Source organism: Oscillospiraceae bacterium, from assembly GCA_035353335.1.
GTDB lineage: Bacteria > Bacillota > Clostridia > Oscillospirales > JAKOTC01 > DAOPZJ01.
The window spans coordinates 81,580-98,434 of record DAOPZJ010000002.1 but is presented as its reverse complement, the minus strand read 5'-3'; the positions used below and the strand labels follow the sequence as shown (position 1 = coordinate 98,434).

Genomic DNA, 16,855 nt, shown 5'->3' with positions numbered 1-16,855 from the left:
GCAACATTTATGTCAAAAGTTATCGGTATTGACCTTGGTACAACCAATTCCTGCGTGGCGGTCATGGAAGGCGGAGAGCCCGTCGTCATCGCCAACGCCGAAGGTGCGCGCACGACACCGTCGGTCGTCGCTTTCTCCAAAACCGGCGAGCGCATGGTCGGCCAAGTCGCAAAGCGGCAGGCTATTTCGAACCCTGACCGCACAATCAGCTCGATCAAACGTAAAATGGGCAGCGATTATACCGTCGACATCGACGGCAAAAAATATACCCCGCAAGAGATCTCCGCAATGATTCTGACAAAGCTCAAAACCGATGCGGAAGCCTATCTCGGCGGCAAGGTGACCGAAGCGGTCATCACCGTTCCGGCCTACTTCACCGACGCACAGCGCCAGGCCACCAAAGATGCGGGCAGAATCGCCGGCCTTGAGGTCAAGCGCATCATCAACGAACCGACAGCCGCGGCACTTGCCTACGGCATCGATAAAGAAAACGACCAAAAAGTCATGGTCTATGACCTCGGCGGCGGCACCTTCGATGTCTCAATCATCGAGATGGGCGACGGTGTTCAGGAAGTTTTGGCCACTGCGGGCAACAACCGTCTCGGCGGCGACGACTTCGACGAACGCGTGATGAACTGGATGGTAGCAGAATTCAAACGTGAGAGCGGAATTGATCTGTCGGGTGATAAGATGGCAATGCAGCGGCTCAAAGAAGCCGCCGAAAAGGCCAAGATCGAACTTTCAGGCCTGACCACATCCAACATCAATCTGCCGTTTATCACGGCGGATGCGACCGGCCCGAAACACCTCGATCTGACTTTGACCAGAGCCAAGTTCAACGAACTGAACAGCGATCTGTTTGACAAGACCATGGGTCCGATGAAGCAAGCGCTGTCCGATGCGAGCTTAAAACCCTCCGATATCCATAAGGTACTGATGGTCGGCGGTTCCACCCGTATCCCGGCAGTCATCGATCTGGTCAAATCCTTTATGGGCACCGAGCCATTCAAAGGCATCAACCCCGACGAGTGCGTCGCGGTCGGCGCATCCATTCAAGCCGGCGTTCTGACCGGCGACGTCAAGGGTATGGTTTTGCTCGACGTCACTCCGCTGACCCTCGGCATTGAGACCATGGGCGGCGTCTGCACTCCGCTCATCGAACGCAACACGACGATTCCGGTCAAGCGCAGCCAGATCTTCTCGACGGCGGCAGACGGCCAGACTTCGGTTGAAGTCAACGTCCTGCAGGGTGAGCGCCCGATGGCGGCCGACAACAAGAGCATGGGCAGATTCCATCTCGACGGCATCGCACCGGCTCCGAGAGGTGTACCGCAGATCGAGGTCACGTTCGACATCGACGCAAACGGTATTGTCAACGTCTCGGCAAAAGATTTAGGCACCGGCAAACAGCAGCAGGTGACGATTACGTCCTCGACCAATATGTCTAAGTCCGACATCGAAAAAGCCGTTAAAGAGGCCGAGATGTTCGCCGAACAGGACAAGAAGCGCCGCGAGGCAATCGATATCAAAAACGCCGGCGAACAAGCTGTTTATCAGACCGAAAATACCATCAAGGAACTCGGCGACAAGCTGACCGAAGATGAAAAGAAAGCACTGAACGAAAAACTTGATGCGTTGAAAGAAACACTGAAAGGCGAGGACAACGACAAGATCAAGGCAGCGACCGAGGAACTGCAGAAAAAGTTCTATGAGGTCTCAACCCGCATCTATCAGGAAGCCGCAAAGACACAGCAGAACCAACAGGGCACTGCCGATCAGGGACCGCAGGGCGGTAACCCATACGGCGATGCCTCGCACGCCGGAAATCCGCACGGCGGGGACGGGACTGTCGACGATGCCAATTATAAAGATGTCACCGACGACAGTAAAAAATAAGCATTCATCATAAAATAAATTATGCCGCAGACCGGAAGGTCTGCGGCATATATGAGTAACGGAGCGTAACATGGCTGACAAACGGGATTTCTATGAAGTTCTCGGCGTGCAGAAAGGCGCGTCCGATGAGGACATAAAAAAGGCTTATCGGCAGGCCGCCAAAAAATATCACCCCGACCTGAACCCCGGAGACAAGACCGCTGAGTCGAAGTTCAAGGAGATCAACGAGGCTTATGAGATCTTGTCCGACAAGGACAAACGCGCGCGTTATGACCAATACGGGCATGCGGGCGTTGATCCGAACTACGGCGCCGGACAGGGTGGGTATAACCCGTTTGCCGGCGGCGCGGGCAGTTTTAACGGCGACCTCGGCGACATCTTCGAGAGCTTTTTCGGCGGATTCGGCGGGTTCGGCGGAGGCGGAAACCGGAGGACGCAGAGCGGCCCGATGCGCGGGAACGACATCGAGGCCCATGTGATGCTCTCCTTTGAGGAGGCGGCTTCCGGCAGCAATAAAACTGTTGAGTTCAGCAAAGTCGAGGCCTGCGACCAGTGCGCAGGTACCGGCGCTGCGCCGGGGACATCTCCGAAAACTTGTGCACAGTGCGGCGGAAGAGGCCAGGTGCGCATCACCCAGCAGACTCCGTTCGGGGTGGTACAAACCGCAAAAGCCTGCCCTTCGTGTAACGGCACCGGAAAGACCATCGAAAAACCCTGTTCCAAGTGTAACGGTCAGGGCAGAATCCGGCGCACTCATAAAATCTCGGTGGATATCCCCGCCGGAGTTGACAACGGCTCTGTTGTAACGGTTCGGGGGCAGGGAAATTCAGGCGCAAACGGCGGTCCGGCGGGCGATCTTTTGATTGTCGTGTCTGTCAGACCGCATCCGATTTTCGAACGTGACGGAAATGACCTCTGGGAGGAGCTGACCATCACGTTTGCGCAAGCGGCGCTCGGCGCGGAGGTCATGGTTCCGACGCTTGACGGGAAAATCTCGCTCAAAATTCCCGCAGGGACCCAATTCGGGCACACCTTCCGTGTAAAAGACAAGGGTATTCCAGATGTTCACGGACGCGGGAAGGGTTCGCTCTACATCAAGCTCAACATCGAAGTGCCGACCAGGCTGACCACGCAGCAGCAGGAACTGCTGCGGCAATTCGACAGCGGCGTCACGCAGGCGGATAAAGACAAGAAGAAAAAGTGGAAATAAGAGTGTCATTGAAGCAGTGAGTCCGGAACCTCTCCACCGCCTACGGTGGTCCCTCTCCCGGTAACATCATACCGTTAACGGCATTACGGGAGGTTAGACGAACTCCTCGCCGCTCAGTATGTCATACTCTATTCGAAAGGATTAATTAAATGCAGCTTTTTGAAATCACCGTGACCGTGGCGCAAAAAGACCTTGAGACCGCACAGGATATCGCCGTTGCGGTCGCCGACAGCGGGATTTATGTCGAAGACTATTCCGACCTCGAGCAGGGGTGCTTTCAAATCACCGGTATGAAGCTGATTGACGAAGAGCTCTTGAAAAAAGACCGCAAACATGCTGTGATTCATTTATACTTTAATACCGATGCAAACATTGAAGAGAAGAAGGAGCAGTTGAAAACGCTCCTCTCCGATGCGGGCGTCGGCTTTGCTTTCGGTGAGCGCGAGATTGTCGAGGATGACTGGAGCGAGGCGTGGAAAAAGTATTACCACGCGGTAACGGCGGGCAAATTTAAAGTCGTGCCCTGCTGGGAGGAATATGAGAAAAAAGACGGCGAGATCATATTAACCCTCGATCCGGGCATGGCGTTCGGCACCGGAACCCACGAAAGTACGCGGCTGTGCCTTGAAATGGTCGGCGAAAGCGTCAAAGGCGGTGAACGGTTTCTCGATATCGGCACCGGAAGCGGGATTTTGGCCATCGGCGCGCTGCTTGCGGGGGCAAAAGAAGCCCGCGCTTTTGACATCGACCCCGCTGCGGTGAAAATGAGCCGCTATAATGCAGAACTGAACGGGTTAGGAAACCGTTTCGAAGCAAAGCAAGGCGGGGCGGATGAATCATACGGAAATGGATTTGACATTGTCGCTGCCAACATCGTGGCCGATGTGATCATCGCGATTCTACCGACTGTAAAGAAACTAATTAAAAAGGGCGGAATTTTTATCACCAGCGGAATCATTAATCGATATGCAGACGGAGTATCCAAAGCCGCTGAAGCACAAGGGTTTATCATCGAGACCAGCCGCTCGGATAACGGGTGGACCGGGATGAGAATGATTTGGAGATAATTATTATACCCGTGGGATAAAATTAGAACATATTACGTATCGTAAATATTACGATACGAACTTCCGTCAATAACGATAACACGTATTGAATCGATCTGACATATTGTATAGCGGACTGCATGTGCCTGTTATGAAAGGTGCGGCAGCCGCTTCCCTTGCAAAAATAACAAAGAAGGGTCATCAATATGTGTCCGACTGAATTGTGCCAAAACTATCGGGGTCAACTCGAAGAGTCTATTCTGGACGAAATTTGCGATGCGGGCTTTTATGCGCAAATCGCAAATGAAGCGCCTACCCCGATCCTGAAAGAACTCATCACCAGCATCGTCGGTGATGAGTACGGTCATGCCCGCATACAGGCCTCCCTGTTGGGAATTTGTCCGCCGCCGGTTGCAACCCCGCCGAATTGCCCGTCAGCAACCGGAAATTTTGCGGCTGACGTGAGGACCGCAATTGACGGTGAACTGGGTGCCATCACCCGCTACGCCGGCCTCGCCATCTGCGCGCCGAATGATGAAATCAGGTATCTTCTGACCTCGATTCTGGGCGACGAGTACGCCCACGCGAGAATCTGGATGGCTATGCTGCTCGCTCCGACGCTGAATCCGGATAGATTTAATAAACCGGACAGCCGCTAGACAGAAAATGATCGGGGCATAGATTCCGGGTTGTGCCAATGTTCATATCAGGCCGGCAGGAATCAGTATAGCATAAAAATCCATGAAATTGAAAAATCAACGGGCGGTTTATCCGCCCGTTTTTTTACGGAATGTAATCCGATGCACTACGGCACAGTAATCTTTAGAAATGGAGTAAGAAGTGAAAGATCGTTTATTTCAATTTATTTAGGGTGTTCTGAATTGTCTCAACCGCTTCTTCGACGGGCGGGGTGACGCGTTGGGATTTGTCGCGGGTGACCAGCTCGACGCAGTTGTTTTGCAGATTGCGCGGGCTGACGATGACGCGCAGCGGAACTCCTAGCAGATCGGCATCGGCGAACATCGCTCCGGCGCTGACCGGGCGGTCGTCGTAAATCACTTCGATGGCTGCGTTTTGCAAGGCTTGATAAAGATCGTCTGCGGTTTTGCGAACTGCTGGATCGTCAGGGCGGACGGCGCAGAGATGCACCTGCCACGGGGCGACCGAAAGCGGCCAGATCGGGCCGTAATCGTCATGGTGAGCCTCACAGATCGAGGCGGCAAGCCGCCCGACACCGATACCGTAACAGCCCATGACCGGGGTTTTTGTCTCGCCGTTTTGATCGAGGTAAGTCATGCCCATGGTCTCGGTGTATTTGTCGCCGAGTTGAAAGATGTTTCCGACCTCGATACCGCGGGACAGTTTGAGCGTCTTTCGACCGCACTTGGGGCAGATGCCGCCTTCAATCGCTTTGGCGAAATCATGATATTCCGGTGTGCCGAGGTCGCGGGCGAGGTCGAGGCCGATATAGTGGTATTCGGGCTTGTTTGCGCCGCAGCAGAGGTTGTTTGTGTTCATCAGAGAGCGGTCGAACAGCACCGTGCAATCACCTGCTAAGCCGTAAGGACCGATGTATCCGGCGGCGAGAGCGTTGTTTTCATCGAGCGCGGCGGGGCGGATTTCGCAGCCGAGAAAATTGCTCAGCTTGGTCTCGTTGACTTCGATATCGCCGCGCAAAAACAGCACGACGAGCGAGCCGTCCTCACACTGATAAACGACTGCCTTACAGCTCTTTTCTTTCGGCAGGTTCAAAAAAGCGCAGACATCTTCGATGGTTTTCGCACCGGGAGTGTGGATGGGTTTCAGTTTCTCCGAAACCGGGTCGGGGGCGTTTTGAATGATGCATTCCGCCGCCTCGCGGTTGGCGCTGTAATCGCAGTTGTCACAGAGCACGATGCTGTCTTCGCCGATGGGGGTCAAAAACATAAACTCGTGTGAGATACTGCCGCCCATCATGCCGGAGTCCGCAGCGACGGAGATGACCGGCAGCCCGACACGGCGGTAGATGTTTTCATACGCCTTATGGCAGGCGGCGTAAAATTCTTCAAGGTCGGCTTGTGATGTATGAAAGGAGTAGGCGTCTTTCATCGTGAACTCACGCACGCGGATTAAGCCGCCGCGTGGGCGCGCTTCGTCTCGGAATTTGGTTTGAATCTGATAGATCATGAACGGATATTTGGTATAACTGTTGGCGTATTCGCGCACCAGTTGGACGGCGGTCTCTTCATGGGTCATGCCGAGCACCAGCCCCGCGCCGCTGCGGTCGCAAAAACGCCCCATCTCCGCACCGATGCTGTCGTACCGGCCCGACTCCTGCCAAAGCGAGGCGGGCATCACGACCGGGAAAGTGACCTCCTGACCGCCGATAACGTCCATCTCCTCGCGGATGATGGTCTCAATTTTGCGGGTGATTCTGCGTAACGGCGGATATGCCGAATAGATACCGCTTGCGACGGCTTTCATATAACCGCCGCGCAGCATGAGTGCGTGGCTTTCGGCGGTGCAGCCGTTGGGCCGCTCCTTGTATCGGTCTCCGACCAGTTTTTCGAGTTTCATGGCGTTTCCTCCTTCATATAAACAAAAACGCCCCAAGTCAATGCTTAGGGCGAACAATGTCGCGGTACCACCTAATTCGTGACCGCATATAGGGCGGTCACCTCTTTTCTCTGTGACGGGAGAACCCGGCAGCGCTTGTTTCGCGCAGCGGCTCCGAGACGGGTTCGGCAGTTGTTCATGAAGGGCTCTCACCGGCCGCCTTCTCTCTGAATACGAACAAAACTTGCTTACTGGTTCTCTTCAACGCCTTTATCATTCAATTTGTCTTAGTTTAGCATGAATTGGGGGAACTTTCAAGTGCGGAATGAAAACGGACACCGGTTGTTATACGGCGCTCGGTTTTCATAATTAAAAGTTAAAGGTGAGATGATTCGCCGTTCAGATTGGCAATGGCAGCGCTGTTGGGAATGATCTCTTTTTGTCCCTTTTCGCTGCCGAGCAGTTCGGCAAGCGCTTTGGCCTCGGCGTTGGCTGAGTCGAAAATCGCATAGTAGGTGATGGAATAGGCATAAGTATCGTTAATGATATTGTCGATGTCCGGTGTGATTCCGTCGATTGAAGCGATTACGCCGTTTAGACCGGCAGGGCCTCGGGTTCCGCGGATATAATAGGCCGGCCAAATCAAGACAACGCTATCATCTCCAACGTCGACGGTCGCTGGGTTATCCAATTCGCCGAAATCGCTGATGACGGTGTCGGGGAAGGTCTCATAATGGATATCAAGCAATTCCGGGATTTCGGTTTGAGAATATCCGCCCACAGGCACAAGCCGTCTTTGGACGCCCTCGTCGTTGACATAGACCGTCTTACCTTCGAAGAATAGAGCATGAATCTGTTCGCTCGTCAGGTTGAATTGTGGTTGTTCTTTGGGTTCCTTGGTCCGGGTTACGAAGATCACTGCGTCCTTAGCAACGGGCACCTTACCTAAGGTAAAATCGCCAGTCTCAAAGGATTTGGCCAATTCGTCTGACCAAGGTGCAAAAGCGAGATCGTAAGGACGCTCATAAGAGCGAGTGCGATTAAATTTATCGGCGGCGGCAATGGCGGCATAACAAGCCGAAATACTGCGAAAATTGGTCATAAAATCCGCTGGCGGGTGGCCTTCTGAGTAGTAATAATAATACAAACCAATCGGAATCGAATGTGTATTAAAACCGGTAACCGCGAACTTCAATAACAGTTCCGGAGGGAGGGGTTCCGAAACAGCGGAGGGTATGGATGAAGTCTTTCCCCACGAGACGGGTGGAAACGAAAAAGCATGAGAAGTTATGAAATATGATGAAGAGGTCTGGCTGATTCGGGAAGAATTGCTTTCCGGCAAATCGGAACAACCAAAGAGAAGGCAAAAAGCCAATCCCGAGATCAAGACGAGGAAGGAGAAATTAATCCTTTTGTTCATGTCATCCCTGCTTTCAACGATCATCCATATATTTACACAATAACATGATCTGTGTTGAAATGCAAGAAAATATGCCTTTTTTCTTTACAGGTCTTATAAATATTGGTAAGTGAGACTTAAACCTTCGGAAAAAGAGACCTTGGGCTGCCAATCGAGGATTTGTTTTGCTTTGCGGCAATCCAGCGCACTCTTTCGGACATCGCCGAGGCGAGGACCTTTTGTAATTAGTTTGTTGGTTGATCCGGTAATAGCTTTGATCTCTTCGAAAATCTCGCGCATGGAGAGTTGTACACCGGTGCCGATGTTGAAAATGTCGTTATCTCCCTGGTCAAGACACTTTAAGACCGCGGCGCAGACGTCGCCGACATAGACATAATCCCGATAGGTGCCGTCCGGCATATCCGGATAAGTCAGCAGGGCGGCGTCCTCGTTTTTTAAGCATTTATCGAAAAAGATCGGAACCACGCCGCACTCGCCTTTCGGTATTTGGCGTGGGCCGTAGACATTGGCGAGGCGCAGGACCGTATAATTGAACGAATAGAGTTTATGAAAAACGGCGAGGTAATTCTCAGAGGTTTTTTTGGTTAGTGCATACGGGGAGACGGCATCGGGCAGATAGGTCTCGGCGGTGGGAACTTGGTCGGCATCGCCGTAAATCGCCCCGCCGGTGGAGATAAAGATAAATTTTTTCAACCCGGTTTGGAGGCCGGAGAGAATCAGGTTCAATATGCCTTTCAGATTGATGTCTTCGTCCAACATCGGGTCTTTGACCGAATCAATGACCGAGGCCTGCGCGGCAAAATGGACGACGATCTCTGGGCGCTCGAGCTCGAACAGCTTTTTAATTTCAGGGTTGCGGATATCCTGAAGATAAAACTTGGTGAACGGAAGAATTGTTTTAAGGTTTTCGATTTTGCCCGTCGAAAGGTTATCGATGACGACCACTTCGTGGCCGTTCTGCTCTAAAACGTTGACCATATTTGAGCCGATAAAACCGGCTCCGCCTGTGACAAGGATTTTCATGTAGCTACTCCTGTATGAAAGAATTGGTTTCAGCCAATAATCAGACCAAGTACAATATTTACCATCTTAGCATAAAATACATGAAAGGTAAATTAAAAAAACATAATAAATATTTAAAAATTTTCTTGACATGGGTTGCAAACAATAGTATAATACTCTAACGCTTATCATGGGACGGTATGCCGCTAAAAGCGGATAGGACTTCCCGGTGCAGCTCGGACAAGTGTCGGAAAGCGGCAAAAGTTCGTAAAAACAAGTTCCGGATTCACCAAACGGGAAAAATTTAACCTCTTTACTTTGACAACTCAGGTCGCCGGATTCGGTGGCGGCCGATTTTATAAAAACGGAGTGATACATCAGTGGTCAACGTGAAACCTGTGATGCTCGGAAAAACCGAGCGCAAGAGTTTCTCACGCATCAACGAGGTGGCCGAGATGCCCAACCTCATCGAAGTTCAGCGCGACTCCTACGAGTGGTTCATGCGCGAAGGGCTGAAAGAAGTCCTGCGCGACGCCTCTCAAATCTCGGATTATAACAATAATCTGACGCTGGATTACATCGACTTCCGCACCGACAAGGAACCCAAATATTCCGTCGCCGAGTGCAAAGAACGCGACGTCAGCTACACCACCCGTCTGTTCGTCAAAACCCGCCTGCACAACAAGACCACCGGCGAGATCAACGAGCACGACATCTTTATCTGCGATCTCCCGCTGATGACCGAAAGCGGAACTTTCATCATCAACGGCGCGGAGCGCGTGATCATCTCGCAGCTCGTCCGCTCGCCGGGCGTGTACTTCGACATGGCTTACGACAAGAGCGGCAAACCGCTCTATTCGGCTACCATCATACCGAACCGCGGCGCCTGGGTCGAATATGAGACCGATACCTCGGACACGTTCTATGTCCGCATCGACAAAAACCGCAAACTTCCGATGACTTGTCTCGTTCGCGCACTCGGCATTCCCGAGACCGATGCCATCAAGGGCTTGTTCGGCGAGGATGACCGCATCGAATCCACCCTGCAAAAAGACGGAACTCGCAATACCGAAGAAGCGCTGCTCGAGGTCTACCGCAAACTGCGCCCGGGCGAGCCGCCGACGGTCGATTCGGCTTATTCGCTTGTCAACGGCCAATTTTTTGACCCCCGCAAATATGACACTGCCCGCTTCGGACGATTCAAATATAATAAAAAGCTTGCGCTTTGCGACCGCATTGTCGGTAAAATCCTTGCCGAACCGGCCGCCGATCCGATGACCGGCGAGATCCTCGCCGAAGCCGGCGAGACCCTGACCCGCGAGCGCGCCAAGTTTTTGGAAGACCGCGGTATCGACCGCGTACTGCTCTCTGTCGAGGACAAAAAAGTCGTCGTCTTCACCAATAAGATGGTGGACATCCGCGGCTTTGTCGATCTGACCGAAGATGAGATCAGGGAAATCGGCATCTACGAAAAGGTCTATTTTCCGCTGCTTCGCGAGATTTTGGACAAGGAGCTCGACCGTGATGCGCTGAAACAGGAACTATATGAGCGCCTGAACGATCTGATCCCCAGACACATGATGTTTGAGGATATTTTAGCGTCCATCAACTACCTCAACGGTCTTGCAAGCGGCGTCGGCATTATTGACGACATCGATCATCTCGGCAACCGCCGCATCCGTTCGGTCGGCGAACTGCTGCAAAACCAGTTCCGTATCGGCTTTGCCCGCATGGAGCGCATCATTAAAGAGCGCATGACCCTGCAGCTGGCCGACAGCGAGACCGTCACACCCCAGAGCCTGCTCTCGATCCGACCCGTATCTGCCGCGATTAAGGAGTTTTTCGGCTCTTCGCCTCTTTCGCAATTCATGGATCAGGCTAACCCGCTTGCGGAATTAAAACACAAACGCCGCCTCTCGGCACTCGGACCGGGCGGTCTTTCTCGTGACCGCGCCTCTTTTGAAGTCCGTGACGTCCACTATTCGCATTATGGCAGAATGTGCCCGATCGAGACCCCAGAAGGCAGCAACATCGGTCTGATCTCCTATCTGGCGACTTTTGCGAAAATCAACGAATACGGTTTCATCGAAGCACCTTATCTGAAAGTCGACAAAGCCACGAAAAAAGTCACTGAAACCGTCGAATACATGTCCGCAGATACCGAAAACAATTACATTGTAGCGCAGGCCAACGAGCCGCTGGATGAGGAAAGACGCTTCGTCAATCCCCGTGTCAACGCCCGTTACCGCGATCAGATCCTCGAGATCGAACGCGATAAGATCGACTATATGGATGTCTCGCCGAAGATGGTCGTCTCCGTCGCGACCGCGATGATCCCTTTCCTTGAAAACGACGACGCCAACCGCGCCCTGATGGGCTCGAACATGCAGGGTCAGGCCGTCCCGCTGCTCGTCACCGAACAGCCGATCGTCGCGACCGGCATCGAATACAAAGCCGCATATGACTCCGGCGTCGTGCTTAAAGCGCGAAACGCCGGTATCTGCACATCCGTCACTGCTGACAAGATCGTGATTAAATCCGACAACGGCGGCGAAGAGAGCTATCATTTAATCAAATTCATGCGCTCCAACCAGGGCACCTGCATCAACCAGCGCCCGATTGTCGAAGTCGGCGAAAAAGTCGAGGCGGGGCAAGTCATTGCAGACGGCCCGGCCACCTGCCAGGGCGAGATTTCGCTCGGCAAGAACGTGTTGATCGGCTTTATGACCTGGGAGGGCTACAACTACGAAGACGCGGTCCTCATTAATGAGAAGATCGTGCGCGACGATGTGTTCACCTCGATTCATATCGAAGAACACGAACTCGAATGCCGCGACACCAAACTCGGACCCGAAGAAGTGACCCGTGATATCCCGAACGTCGGCGAAGAAGCTTTAAAAGACCTTGATGAGCAGGGCATCATCCGCATCGGCGCGGAAGTGCGTGCCGGAGACATCCTCGTCGGTAAGGTCACCCCGAAAGGCGAGACCGAGCTGACTGCAGAGGAACGGCTGCTGCGCGCCATCTTCGGAGACAAGGCCCGCGAAGTCCGCGATACCTCGCTGCGCGTTCCGCACGGCGAATACGGTATTGTGGTCGACCGCAAGATTTTCACTGCAGAAAACTGCGACGAGATGGCGCCGGGCAACAATATGGTCGTCCGGGTTTATATCGCGCAGAAGCGCAAGATCTCGGTCGGAGACAAGATGGCGGGCCGCCACGGAAACAAAGGCGTAGTGTCCCGCATCCTGCCGCAGGAAGATATGCCTTTCCTGCCTGACGGAAGGCCTTTGGATATCGTTTTAAATCCGCTTGGCGTTCCGTCCCGTATGAATATCGGTCAGGTTTTGGAAGTCCATCTCGGCTACGCCGCGAGAGCGCTCGGCTGGAAAGTCATGACCCCGGTCTTCGACGGCGCGAACGAAGAGGATATCCGCGAATGCCTTGCGAAAGCCGGCCTTTCCGAAGACGGAAAATCCGTGCTGTACGATGGTCGAACGGGAGAACCGTTTGACAACCGCATCACGGTTGGATATATGTACTTCCTGAAACTCCACCATCTGGTTGACGATAAGATCCATGCCCGTTCAACAGGTCCTTATTCGCTGGTCACGCAGCAGCCGCTGGGCGGCAAAGCCCAGTTCGGCGGCCAGCGTTTCGGCGAGATGGAAGTCTGGGCCCTTGAGGCCTACGGCGCCGCCTACACATTGCAGGAAATTCTGACCGTCAAATCAGACGACTGCAACGGCCGTGTAAAAACCTATGAATCCATCGTAAAAGGGCAGAGCATCCCGACACCGGGTATCCCGGAGTCGTTCAAGGTGCTGATCAAAGAACTCCAATCGCTTGCGCTCGACGTCAAGGTGCTCGACGAAAAAGGCGATATCATCTCACTGAAACAGAATTTCGACGATGATGATATCCTTACCCCGAATCAGGAACATGAGGAACCTGTCTTTGAAGCCGAATATGTCGACGATTCCGATTTACCCGACGGCGACGAAGAAGGTGAAGAGGGCGAAGGCGAGGATGCCGAATTTACAGCGAACGGCGAATTCGAGGATGATGCTTCGGACGATACCGTCAGCGACGGCGACGACGAATAAAGAGAGGGGCATACAGGTATGGAATTTAATGTTTTTGACAGTATAAGAATCGGGCTTGCCTCACCCGACGAGATCCGGTCCTGGTCTTACGGCGAGGTCAAGAAGCCCGAGACCATCAACTACAGAACTTTAAAACCCGAGCGCGACGGACTTTTCTGCGAGCGCATTTTCGGACCGACCAAGGACTGGGAATGCCACTGCGGAAAATACAAGCGCATTCGCTATAAGGGCAAGGTCTGCGATAAATGCGGCGTTTTGGTCACGAGAAGCAAGGTGCGCCGGGAGCGCATGGGCCACATCGAACTGGCTGCGCCGGTGTCGCACATCTGGTATTTCCGCGGGATTCCGTCCCGCATGGCGCTGATCATGGATATTCCCGCAAAGAGCATCGAAAAAGTGCTGTATTTCGCGGCTTATATCGTCACCGATCAGGGCGATACCCCGCTTGAAGTAGGCACCTTGCTGTCCGAGAAAGATTACAAGGACATGCGTGAAAAGTATGAAAATGAGTTCGAGGCCGGCATCGGCGCAGAAGCCATCCGCAAGCTGCTCGAACGCATCGATCTCGACGGATTGTCCGAACAGCTGCACTCCGAGCTGGAGAATGCCTCCGGCCAGAAAAAACTCCGTATTTTAAAACGGCTCGAGGTCTGTGAGGCCTTCAGAAATTCCGGCAACCGCCCCGAATGGATGATCCTGACGGTGCTGCCGGTCATTCCGCCGGATATCCGCCCGATGGTCCAACTCGATGGCGGCAGATTTGCCGCAAGCGATCTCAACGATTTATACCGCAGAGTCATCAACCGCAACAACCGTCTGCGCAAACTGATGGAGCTCTCGGCTCCGGACATCATCATCCGGAATGAGAAGCGCATGCTGCAGGAAGCGGTCGACGCCCTCATCGACAACGGCAGACGCGGCAGAACCGTCACCGGTCCGTCCAGCCGTCCTCTAAAGTCCCTTTCCGATATGCTGCGCGGCAAGCAGGGCCGGTTCCGTCAGAACCTGCTCGGCAAACGCGTCGACTACTCCGGCCGTTCGGTCATCGTCGTCGGCCCGGAACTGAAAATGCACCAGTGCGGTCTCCCGAAGGAGATGGCGCTTGAATTATTCAAGCCGTTTGTGATGAAGCGCCTCGTCGAAACAGGCGCCGCAAACAATATTAAGTCAGCCCGAAAGATGGTCGACCGCGCGGGTGCCCCGGTTTGGGACGCGCTCGAACTGATCATCCAGGATCATCCGGTTATGCTGAACCGCGCGCCGACGCTGCACCGCCTGGGTATTCAGGCCTTTGAGCCCGTGCTGGTCGAAGGCCGCGCCTTAAAGCTCCATCCGCTCGTTTGTACGGCTTTTAACGCCGACTTCGACGGTGACCAGATGGCCGTACACGTCCCGCTTTCAGCGGAGGCACAGGCAGAAGCGCGTTTCCTGATGCTGGCGTCCAATAACCTGTTAAAGCTGTCCGACGGTATGCCGATCACAGTTCCGACACAAGATATGGTGCTCGGTTCTTACTATCTGACGCTTCAAAAAGAGGGCGAACCCGGCGAGGGCAAAGCTTTCCGCGACCAGAGCGAAGCGGTTTTGGCTTATAACAACGGCGACATCACTCTTCACTCCCGGATCAAAGTCCGTGTCACCAAGACTATCAACGGAATCCAGAAGAGCCGCGTGATTGAGACCACCATCGGCATTTTGATCTTTAACGAGCCGATTCCGCAGGACCTCGGCTTCATCGACCGCAGTATTGAAGAAAATATCTTTTTACCTGAGGTCTCGTTCCTCGTGACCAGAAAAGCCCTCGGCAGCATCATCAGCAAGTGCATCGCGGTCCACGGCAGCGCCGTCACCGCCGAGATGCTCGATAAAATCAAGGCGCAGGGCTTCAAATACTCCACTAAGAGCGGCCTGACCATCTCGGTCTCCGATGTTAAAATTCCGCCGCAGAAAAAAGAGATCCTCGCGGCGGCAGATCAGAAAATTCTCGACATCAACAAGAGATTCGAACGCGGTTTCCTGTCCAAGGCCGACCGTACTTCAGCGATCCTGAAGACCTGGAACGACACCACCAACGAAGTCACCAAAGCACTGAACGACTACCTCGACCGTTATAATCCGATCAATATGATGGCCGACTCCGGCGCGCGCGGTTCCAAAGATCAAATCCGCCAGCTGGCAGGTATGCGCGGATTGATTGCGAATACCAGCCGTCAGACCATCGAAATCCCGATCAAATCCAACTACCGCGAGGGCTTGAATATTCTGGAATACTTCATCTCCTCCCGCGGCGCGCGCAAAGGCCTTGCCGACACCGCGCTGCGTACCGCCGACTCGGGTTATCTGACACGCCGTCTGGTCGATGTTTCGCAGGATGTCATCATCCGCGAAATCGATTGCGGTACCAAGGAAGGACTGCTCGTCCACGAACTCAGCGACGGTGACGAGAAGATCGAAGGGCTGCGAGAGCGTTTGATCGGCCGTTATGCGGTCAACCCGGTCACCGACCCGAAAACAGGGAAAGTGATTGTCGGAATCGATAAGATGATTGACGCAAATGACGCGGAAGCCATTTTGGACGCGGGCGTCACCGACGTCCTTCTGCGTTCGACGCTCGGCTGCAAAGCGAAACACGGCGTCTGCGCAAAATGTTACGGTGCGAACCTTGCGAACGGAAAGCCGGTTCAGATCGGTGAAGCGGTCGGCATTATCGCCGCCCAGTCCATCGGCGAACCCGGCACCCAGCTGACGATGCGTACCTTCCACACCGGAGGAGTCGTCTCGGCTGAAGACATCACACAGGGTCTTCCGAGAGTCGAAGAACTGTTTGAAGCCCGCAGGCCGAAAAACAATGCCATCGTCACCGAGATCAGCGGCGTGGTTGAGATTCAGGACGTCATCCGAAACCGTCACATCGTGGTCACAAATGAGCTGACCGGTGAGTCCAAATCCTATTTGATTCCGTATGACGCCCGTATTAGAGTTCATAACGGCGACTATCTCACGGTCGGCGACTCGCTGACCGAAGGCGCGCTCAACCCCGCAGACGTCCTTGCGACCAAGGGCGCGGAAGCCGTTCAGGATTATCTGATTACTGAGGTGCAGCGCACCTACCGCCAGCAGGGTGTTGAAATCAACGACAAGCACATCGAAGTCATCATCCGGCAGATGATGCGCAAAGTCAAGGTCGACAATCCCGGCACCACAGACATGCTGCCCGGCTCCACGGTCGATAAAATCGCTTTTGACACCAAAAACGACGAGATCCGCAAGCACATTGAAACGGGAGAAAACGGCTTTGCTATTGCAACCTGCCATCCGGTCATCATGGGGATCACCAAGTCGTCGTTAGCGACCGAGTCGTTCCTTTCGGCGGCCTCCTTCCAGGAGACCACCCGCGTCTTGACCGACGCCGCCATCAAGGGCAAGAGCGACCCGCTGCTCGGACTCAAGGAGAATGTCATCATCGGAAAACTGATCCCCGCCGGTACGGGAATGGAATGTTACAGCGATATCGAACTCGAGGAAAACCTGTCGAGGTAAAAGCGAAAGAGTTTGACAAAATCGGTATTGTTGTGATATACTACCAAGGTTGCCGTTTCGTCGGCGGCCTTGTGCCGGTAAAACGGCAGAAGATTTTATA

Annotated in this window: 10 protein-coding genes and 1 other annotated feature; of the genes, 7 read left to right on the top strand and 3 right to left on the bottom strand. The window is 53.7% G+C overall.

Annotation, left to right across the window (positions count from 1 at the left end; all coding sequences use genetic code 11):
- Positions 1 to 9: 9 nt before the first annotated feature.
- From dnaK to PKH29_01075, 4 genes are all read left to right on the top strand, one after another.
- The gene (gene dnaK, locus PKH29_01090) at positions 10 to 1,896 is read left to right on the top strand and encodes a molecular chaperone DnaK (GenBank protein HNX13431.1); all 1,887 of its coding nucleotides are present in this window, start codon (positions 10 to 12) and stop codon (positions 1,894 to 1,896) included.
- 70 nt (positions 1,897 to 1,966) lie between these two features.
- Complete coding sequence (dnaJ, locus tag PKH29_01085) at positions 1,967 to 3,106, top strand: molecular chaperone DnaJ (GenBank protein HNX13430.1); 1,140 nt, start codon at positions 1,967 to 1,969, stop codon at positions 3,104 to 3,106.
- A gap of 149 nt (positions 3,107 to 3,255) precedes the next feature.
- Positions 3,256 to 4,173, top strand: coding sequence for a 50S ribosomal protein L11 methyltransferase (prmA, locus tag PKH29_01080; GenBank protein ID HNX13429.1), 918 nt, complete (start codon positions 3,256 to 3,258; stop codon positions 4,171 to 4,173).
- 185 nt (positions 4,174 to 4,358) lie between these two features.
- Positions 4,359 to 4,811: a ferritin-like domain-containing protein gene (locus tag PKH29_01075; protein HNX13428.1), complete on the top strand. Its 453-nt coding sequence runs from the start codon at positions 4,359 to 4,361 to the stop codon at positions 4,809 to 4,811.
- A gap of 193 nt (positions 4,812 to 5,004) precedes the next feature.
- On the opposite strand, the gene PKH29_01070 is transcribed toward PKH29_01075, so the two are convergent.
- Both PKH29_01070 and PKH29_01065 read right to left on the bottom strand, forming a co-directional pair.
- Positions 5,005 to 6,708 (bottom strand): proline--tRNA ligase, encoded by a 1,704-nt coding sequence (locus PKH29_01070; GenBank protein ID HNX13427.1) that lies wholly within the window; start codon positions 6,706 to 6,708, stop codon positions 5,005 to 5,007.
- A gap of 42 nt (positions 6,709 to 6,750) precedes the next feature.
- Positions 6,751 to 6,961 (bottom strand) — a binding site (T-box leader).
- Between the two features lie 102 nt (positions 6,962 to 7,063).
- On the bottom strand, positions 7,064 to 7,789 hold the full coding sequence (locus PKH29_01065; GenBank protein HNX13426.1) for a hypothetical protein: 726 nt from the start codon (positions 7,787 to 7,789) through the stop codon (positions 7,064 to 7,066).
- Positions 7,790 to 7,976: 187 nt separating this feature from the next.
- Here PKH29_01065 and PKH29_01060 point away from each other — a divergent pair, with 187 nt between their 5' ends.
- The gene (locus PKH29_01060; protein ID HNX13425.1) at positions 7,977 to 8,150 is read left to right on the top strand and encodes a hypothetical protein; all 174 of its coding nucleotides are present in this window, start codon (positions 7,977 to 7,979) and stop codon (positions 8,148 to 8,150) included.
- A gap of 50 nt (positions 8,151 to 8,200) precedes the next feature.
- Here the strand turns inward: PKH29_01060 and PKH29_01055 are convergent, their stop codons facing one another.
- Positions 8,201 to 9,130: a GDP-mannose 4,6-dehydratase gene (locus PKH29_01055; GenBank protein ID HNX13424.1), complete on the bottom strand. Its 930-nt coding sequence runs from the start codon at positions 9,128 to 9,130 to the stop codon at positions 8,201 to 8,203.
- A gap of 380 nt (positions 9,131 to 9,510) precedes the next feature.
- On the opposite strand from PKH29_01055, the gene rpoB reads away from it, so the two are divergent.
- Both rpoB and rpoC read left to right on the top strand, forming a co-directional pair.
- The gene (gene rpoB / locus PKH29_01050) at positions 9,511 to 13,215 is read left to right on the top strand and encodes a DNA-directed RNA polymerase subunit beta (GenBank protein HNX13423.1); all 3,705 of its coding nucleotides are present in this window, start codon (positions 9,511 to 9,513) and stop codon (positions 13,213 to 13,215) included.
- A gap of 18 nt (positions 13,216 to 13,233) precedes the next feature.
- Positions 13,234 to 16,755, top strand: coding sequence for a DNA-directed RNA polymerase subunit beta' (rpoC, locus tag PKH29_01045; protein HNX13422.1), 3,522 nt, complete (start codon positions 13,234 to 13,236; stop codon positions 16,753 to 16,755).
- Positions 16,756 to 16,855 lie beyond the last annotated feature (100 nt).